At 63.6% G+C, this 6,396-nt stretch carries 6 protein-coding genes and 1 pseudogene; 2 read left to right on the top strand and 5 right to left on the bottom strand.

Annotated elements, in window-relative coordinates; genetic code table 11:
• Positions 1 to 249: 249 nt before the first annotated feature.
• Both MKL01_RS30885 and MKL01_RS30880 read right to left on the bottom strand, forming a co-directional pair.
• A pseudogene (locus MKL01_RS30885) lies at positions 250 to 522 on the bottom strand (ATP-binding protein); the annotation flags it as partial.
• A 386-nt stretch (positions 523 to 908) separates the two neighbouring features.
• Positions 909 to 1,682: a DUF72 domain-containing protein gene (locus MKL01_RS30880; RefSeq protein WP_243909003.1), complete on the bottom strand. Its 774-nt coding sequence runs from the start codon at positions 1,680 to 1,682 to the stop codon at positions 909 to 911.
• Positions 1,683 to 1,770: 88 nt separating this feature from the next.
• On the opposite strand from MKL01_RS30880, the gene MKL01_RS30875 reads away from it, so the two are divergent.
• Positions 1,771 to 2,133: a DUF4186 domain-containing protein gene (locus tag MKL01_RS30875; protein WP_243909002.1), complete on the top strand. Its 363-nt coding sequence runs from the start codon at positions 1,771 to 1,773 to the stop codon at positions 2,131 to 2,133.
• A gap of 574 nt (positions 2,134 to 2,707) precedes the next feature.
• Here the strand turns inward: MKL01_RS30875 and MKL01_RS36310 are convergent.
• Complete coding sequence (locus MKL01_RS36310; RefSeq protein ID WP_409566384.1) at positions 2,708 to 2,947, bottom strand: LysR substrate-binding domain-containing protein; 240 nt, start codon at positions 2,945 to 2,947, stop codon at positions 2,708 to 2,710.
• 67 nt (positions 2,948 to 3,014) lie between these two features.
• Positions 3,015 to 3,314 carry a PilZ domain-containing protein gene (locus tag MKL01_RS30870; RefSeq protein ID WP_243909001.1) on the bottom strand — a complete coding sequence of 100 codons (300 nt, stop codon included), beginning with the start codon at positions 3,312 to 3,314 and terminating at the stop codon, positions 3,015 to 3,017.
• A 1,374-nt stretch (positions 3,315 to 4,688) separates the two neighbouring features.
• Between MKL01_RS30870 and MKL01_RS30865 the strand changes: the two genes are divergently transcribed.
• Positions 4,689 to 5,870, top strand: coding sequence for a glutathionylspermidine synthase family protein (locus tag MKL01_RS30865; protein ID WP_243909000.1), 1,182 nt, complete (start codon positions 4,689 to 4,691; stop codon positions 5,868 to 5,870).
• A 96-nt stretch (positions 5,871 to 5,966) separates the two neighbouring features.
• Here MKL01_RS30865 and MKL01_RS30860 read toward each other — a convergent pair.
• Positions 5,967 to 6,396: molybdate ABC transporter substrate-binding protein (locus tag MKL01_RS30860; protein ID WP_243908999.1), on the bottom strand; the 430-nt coding region annotated here is incomplete at its 5' end.

Below are 6,396 nucleotides of genomic sequence, written 5' to 3'. Positions count from 1 at the left end.
CATTGCCAGCGAGATCGATCGCCCGCTTGTCGTGGCTTCAACAGGTCCCGCGCTCGACATCCTCGGCCGCAAGTATGATCGGTTCAGGACCGGCGTACCGCTCAAGGGCCTTGAGGTGGGGCGGTACCGCTCCTGACCCCGTCCCCGCCTCGTGGAAGAGGCGCTCAATGCAGGGCTGCCCTTTTCAAGCGTAACCGGAATTGCCCCCTTCGCGTCACGAGGATCTGACCCCCATGCCTGTTTCCTCGCCTAGACGGGCGTGGGTTGGGGGACCGCAGCCGCCTTTTGCAGGAGGCCGCTGCGACGCTTCTCACGAAGCCGGTAGCTGTCACCGCGGATGGTGACGACGTGGCTGTGGTGAAGCAGCCGGTCGAGGATGGCGGTGGCTACCACCGCGTCCCCGAACACGCTGCCCCACTCGCCCACCGCCCGGTTCGAGGTCACCAGCATCGCGCCGCGCTCGTAGCGGCGACTGACGAGCTGGAAGAACAGGTGCGCGGCATCCGGCTCGAACGGCAGGTACTTAGCCCTGCACGGCTCCCCAGCAGCGTTCGAGACGGCGGCCTAACCGTGTCCTGCTGGCAAAGCGGACGGTCAGGCGCACCAGTTCGACGGACGGTTTGGAGAAGCGCACCATGTCGGCTTAGTGGCGAGATGGGCGCAAAGCCGAAGGTCCGCATCTGGACACAAAGTCAGCTCCTGTCGTATCCTGAGAACAGGATCGTTGTTAATAGACACCAAACTAGGATAAATTCGGACGGAGAGCCGCGAAACGCAAATTTAGCAGAGATGAAGCTGTGCTAGTGCGCCTCACCGGTGATGAGAAACCGCCGAATAGTCGATAGAGTATCTTTTTGCGCTCACACAACGATGTTGGCGGTGCGGCAATCGTCCCTCGATGAAGGCACCTATACAGGCTCTGATGTGCCGCCCTCACCATTCAAGGATGACTGGTCGTGATGCTTGCCCGATTTACAGAGCGTAAGTATCTCCAGAGCATTCCCAATGGCCGCAAATTCTGCGGTGTTGTCGAAGATACACCACGCCCGACCTCCTTGGACTTCCGTCTGGTGCAGGCGCTTGGCGATTCGGGTGAGAACAGGCGGCTCATATGCTGAACGGTACATGCTTGGAGAGCCATGGAGCCGGTAATAGGCGAGATCCAGCGAACCGCCAGGCCTGCCTGCATCCGGGACAGGCGCGGGATCGGCAGCGACCTGGGTAATAGCAAGTTCGCAAAGGACTTTATCGACGTCCTGCGTAAACCAAGTCGCGTGTCGTGGTTCACAGACGATGTCGCCTGCGAATCTCCGCCTGAAAATCGCCAGGAACCGCTCGGCTGACGCCCTGTCGAACGCTAGACTTGGCGGAAGCTGAAGCAGCAGCGGCCCGAGCTTCGGTCCGAGGCCCGCCACCTCAACCAAGAAACGGGCCAGGACTTCGTCCACATCGAACAGGCGCCGCTCATGCGTAATTGCCCGAGGCACCTTCACAGCGAACCGGAATCCGGCTGGTACCGCAGCAGCCCATTTCTCGTAGGTCGCAACGCGATGCGGCCGGTAGAAGGACGTGTTGATCTCTACGGCGGAGAAACGCTGCGCGTACCGCTCCAGATGGCTGCCGTCTCGCGGGAAGTGAGGCGCGTAGGCTTTCGCCAGGCTCCAGCCCGCGGTGCCAATCATGATAGACTCTGGTGTGCGCATCGGTTGCTGCGGAGGCTGATGAGCCGTGCCAGTCAGATGCGCGGCGGTTGAACGAGTGTAGATGTGCATGCGAGCGCTTGAAGACGTTTTCGATCGCCTGCCGCAATCCGCATTCCGTCAGCGATTTCGGCTGGCGGCCGCCGACCAGATCTACCTGCGCAACAAGGGTCTCTCGACGGTTCTCGAGCATGCACGGGACTTCGTCAAACGGCGCATCGCGCCTGCCGAGCCGACGAATGACGGCAAGCAGACGCCCTTTCGTGGTCATCCGGTCTTCACGGCGCAGCATGCGACAGCGACGTGCTGCCGTGGCTGTTTAGCCAAGTGGTACGCCATACCGACGGGGCGGGAATTGACCGGTTCCGAGCAGGCTCATGTGATCGAGGCGATCGGGCGCTGGCTGCGTTCTCAGAGCGTCGATGGCGCGTGACATGATGCGGTTCCAAACTGCACTGAGACCCAATGTAGTTTAAGCGCTTGCTTGGCGCCGCGCTTGCAGCCAGCGTTCCTGGGTTGCCCATTTGTGGTCGGATCGTATGTCCGCTTCGGAGCCGCCATAATAGGCGGCAGAGCGGCGGTAATGGGCGCAAAGCCGAACGGCCGGTTTTGCGCGCGATGGCGATGCGGCGTGACGTAGTCTGGCCGAAAGCCGCCGGTCTGCTCCGGAGCGGCTTTGCCGAAAAAGCAGACGCGCGGCTTCCGACCCGACGCAGCCGTTCACGCGCGGCCACGCGGTTCCCGCAAGCGGACGTATGTTGCGCCACTGCTCCGGCAGGGATACACCAGTCGCGCTCGTAGTTGGCGCTGTGGTTGCAGTCCCCAAAACGGATGTCAGAACGAGCGCCAATAAATTTAGGCAAGATGGGATGATAAATAGTAGCGCCCCGAACTCTGATCCTATAAGAGCCAAATTGGCCGCGACTTCGGCGATGCGCACGTGAACCTGCTTATCCATTGTCGTCGAATGGGACTTATCGGGTCCCTGAACTGGCTTCAGCTATTTTCTACTGATCTTGGTCGGGAAGCATCGTTGTGCTTAGGTCGATGAGGCGCACCGTGGCCGGGTTGAGGCCGTTCGAACGGTAGGCGATCGCCACCTCCGAGCGATGCCGAGTCGCTGCAAGCGGGACATAAGTGATCCCGGGAAGTTGCAGCCTCTGGACCGGCTCCGGGACAAGTGCGACCCCCCGCCCTGCGGAGACCATGCTGACGATGGTTGCGAACTGCCGCGACCGGTTCACGATGTGGGCTCGAACCCAGGAGGGCTTTTGGTGCCTGCCCAGCGACCAAGCTGCTGAGGAGGGCGTTCGCTTAGGCCCAGGCCGGTGTCCGAAACGAGTTTGACGTTTCGAGCCACTCGACGATCAACGCGTCAGCGATACAACCAATCTGGTCGGCCCGCCGCCAGGCTGCGCGACAGACCAGCGCCTCGCCGGTGTCGTCGAAGGTAAGGATGAAGGTGTCCGGCAGATCTTCGGCGCTCACCGATATCACCCGGACGCCGAAGGCGGAGCGGTCGGCGATGATGCACGGCGTGGTCCGGTGCTCGTCGACCAGGATCAGGCCGGTGATATTGAGATGCGTCCGATCTTCTGCCCGACGCTCGATCATCGAAAGTGTCCTCAGCTTCCTCCATAGAATGCACGTAAACGGCGGCTGGCCCCTATCAACGAACGCTCGAATTGTCTGGGTCCGCTTTGGATACGGCATTCCGTTCTGCGACCGCACAGGATCCAGTCATCCGACGACTGGCCGTACGACTAGATCCTCGGCGTAGACCAGCGTTGCCATGACGCCAGACTGTATTTGAGCGAAGACCACGTCCGGATCACCGATGCTCTTTATTGAAACAACGCAGGAGAGGGCGACAATCTGCGCGGTGCAATCAGTCCCTTCAGCAAGGAACTCGCGGATCGCGTCGACGTATGATGTTCTGGCGTCCCCGTCCCTCGAGGCCCTTACGACATGCTCACAGTCTTGTCGCAGCGGGGCGATTTCGCCGTCCACGACCGAAACCCATTGCCGGGCGTCGTCATAGATGAGTCAGCGCACTGACCCCAGGGCGACCGGGTTCAAGCCCGCGAGATAGCGCTGAGCAGCTGTGTCATCGAACATTGTGCGGGCTTTAGCGCCCTCCTTTTTGAACTCCAACGCCGATCGATCTGACAACGACGATCCACCGGCGTGGCGGCATTGCAACAACGCTCTGCGATCCTGGAACAAGCTCGGAACGACCCGAGGCTATGTCAGCCGCGCCAATGAACTCGATGCTCACCCACCCGGAAGGTCTCGACGCGCCCTGTTAGCCCTGGACCTATGTCGACGTCGAACGGTGGCCGACGACCGCTTCCCCGATGATACCCTGAGCAGCACTTAGCTCGCTCACCAAACACAACACCGATCCGGTGACGGTCGGTTGTTCACTCGCAGCCGACGGCGACGTGTTTTTCGACGCCGGGATCGCATTCAGCACAAGAAAGTAACCGCCACTTCGGTAAAACCTGCATCGCAACTAGAGGGATCCCCAATGCTACGGCGCGGTGTTCGCCCGATCTTCGGCCGTCGCGCTGTTCCGTCGCCGCGTCCGACGCCATCGGGCGAGAGCAAAGGGCTGGCCATGAAGCGATCGCATCAGGTCACCCTCGTGCTGCTGGGCTCGACGGCACTCGCCGGCTAGCAGTTCAGCCGGGCCGCCCCGCCCAGCCTCGCACCGAAACAGGTGGTGGAAAACCCGGCCCTACCGGGCTGCGACCGTGGCGGGGGCTCCGCCTCGCCCGGTTGCGGCGACGCGCGATCGCTCGCCCAGGATCCCACGGGCAGGAGCATCGCGACCTCGTCGTCCGGCGGCAATGGTGGGTTCTTCGGGTTCTTCCATGGGGGCGCATCGTCCGGCGGCTCCGGAGCGCGCGCGCCTTCGGGCACCACGACGTTTGGCGGCTTCGGCGGATCGGGCCGTGCGGCGGCGGCCCACGGCGCGGGTGGGTGATGCGCCGCCGCACCCTGAACCCACGCGGAGATTGGCGCGAGGTCGCCGCGGAGGTCGGCTACGACTTCCACACCAGCGACGACGGTCACACCGTCTGGTGCGAGGATGCTGCCTACGCTTTCACCCTCGCGCAGATCGAGGAGGACCTGGAGGCGCCGACGGCTGAACTGCACAAGCTCTGCCTCGAGCTCGCCGCCGAGATCGCCGGGAGCCCGGCGTTGATGCGGCGGCTCGGCATCCCGGATTGGACCCACAACCTCGTGACGCGCAGCCACCGGTCCCGCGACCCGCACCTCTACGGCCGCTTCGATCTGGCCTACGACGGCACCGGGCCGGCGAAGCTCCTAGAGTACAACGCCGACACGCCGACAGCCCTGCTCGAAACGGCGGTGTTCCAGTGGCGCTGGCTGGAAGACCTTCAGGCGAGCGGCGCGCTGCCGGTGGGCGCCGACCAGTTCAACTCGGTCCACGAGCGCCTTCTCGCGCGCCTCGTCGAGATCCGGACCAGGGGCGGTAATACGCTCCACCTCGCCTGCATGACCGAGTTCCCTGAGGATCGCGGTACGATCGCCTACCTCGCGGACTGCGCCGCCCAGGCCGGCCTGAGCGCGCGCCTCATCGATGTGGCCGACATCGGCCTGCGCCAAGAGGGTGGCCGCCCGGCGTTCATCGACCGGAGCGGCGAAGCGGTGCGGCTCCTGTTCAAGCTCTACCCGTGGGAATGGCTGCTGCGCGACGGCTTCGGGTCGGCGATCGCCGCCAGCGGCACCGCCTTCGTAGAGCCGGCATGGAAGATGGTGCTGAGCAACAAGGGCATCCTCCCCCTGCTCTGGGAGCGCCATCCGGGCCATCCGAACTTGCTACCGGCCTACTTCGAGGATGACCCCCGCAAGTTCGAGCTGGGCCGAAGCTTCGCCCGCAAGCCTTTGCTGGGCCGCGAGGGTGCCAACGTGACCATCTTCGCCGACGGCCAGGTCGCCGCGACCGAGGAGGGTCCCTACGCCGGCAACGGCTTCGTTCGTCAGGCGCTCGCGCCCATAGCTGCGTTCGACGGTCGACGCGTCGTGATCGGATCCTGGGTGGTCGGCGACGAGCCGGCCGGCATCATCCTGCGCGAGAGCGCCGGACTGATCTCGGGTGACACCGCGCAACTCGTGCCGCACTTTATCGAGCCGGAGTGAAGTCTGGACCTTCGCTCCCTTGATAAGGCTTAGGCTGATGTCGAGCTGATTTGTGACCGCCTACCGCGCGAGATCCTCCGCTCCGCAGTGCGCCTTCTATCGGACGTGAAGCTCGCCACCAGGCTCCATGCCTGCCGCTTTGATGGCCGCGGCGGCGCGGTCGGATGCGAGAAAGTCGATCAGCCGCTTGCCCTCCGCAGCGTGCCGCGACGTGGAGACGATCGCGCCCGTGAACACCTGGACCAACTGGACTTCCGCAGGAAGAGGTCCGACGAGCGCCACTCCCGGCTGATCGACGAGCTCACTCAGGGGTCCAATGGCCAAGTCCGCCTCTCCTGCGGCGAGCATCCGTGTGGCGTCCATCCCCCGGGGTAACAGCTTCGACGAGACCCGATCGGCGATCGCCAGCTTCGGAAGCACCACGGTCTTCATGAAAAGACCGCTGGTGCTCCCGGGCATCACGAGCAGGCGGGCGCCGAGCAAGGCGCGCTTCACGGCGTCGACGGTAGCGATATCGGGTTTTGGG

Origin of the sequence: Methylobacterium sp. J-070 (assembly GCF_022829385.1) — a bacterium.
Lineage (GTDB): Bacteria > Pseudomonadota > Alphaproteobacteria > Rhizobiales > Beijerinckiaceae > Methylobacterium.
The sequence above is the reverse complement of the archived record's forward strand: the minus strand, read 5'-3'. Positions and strand labels throughout refer to the sequence as shown.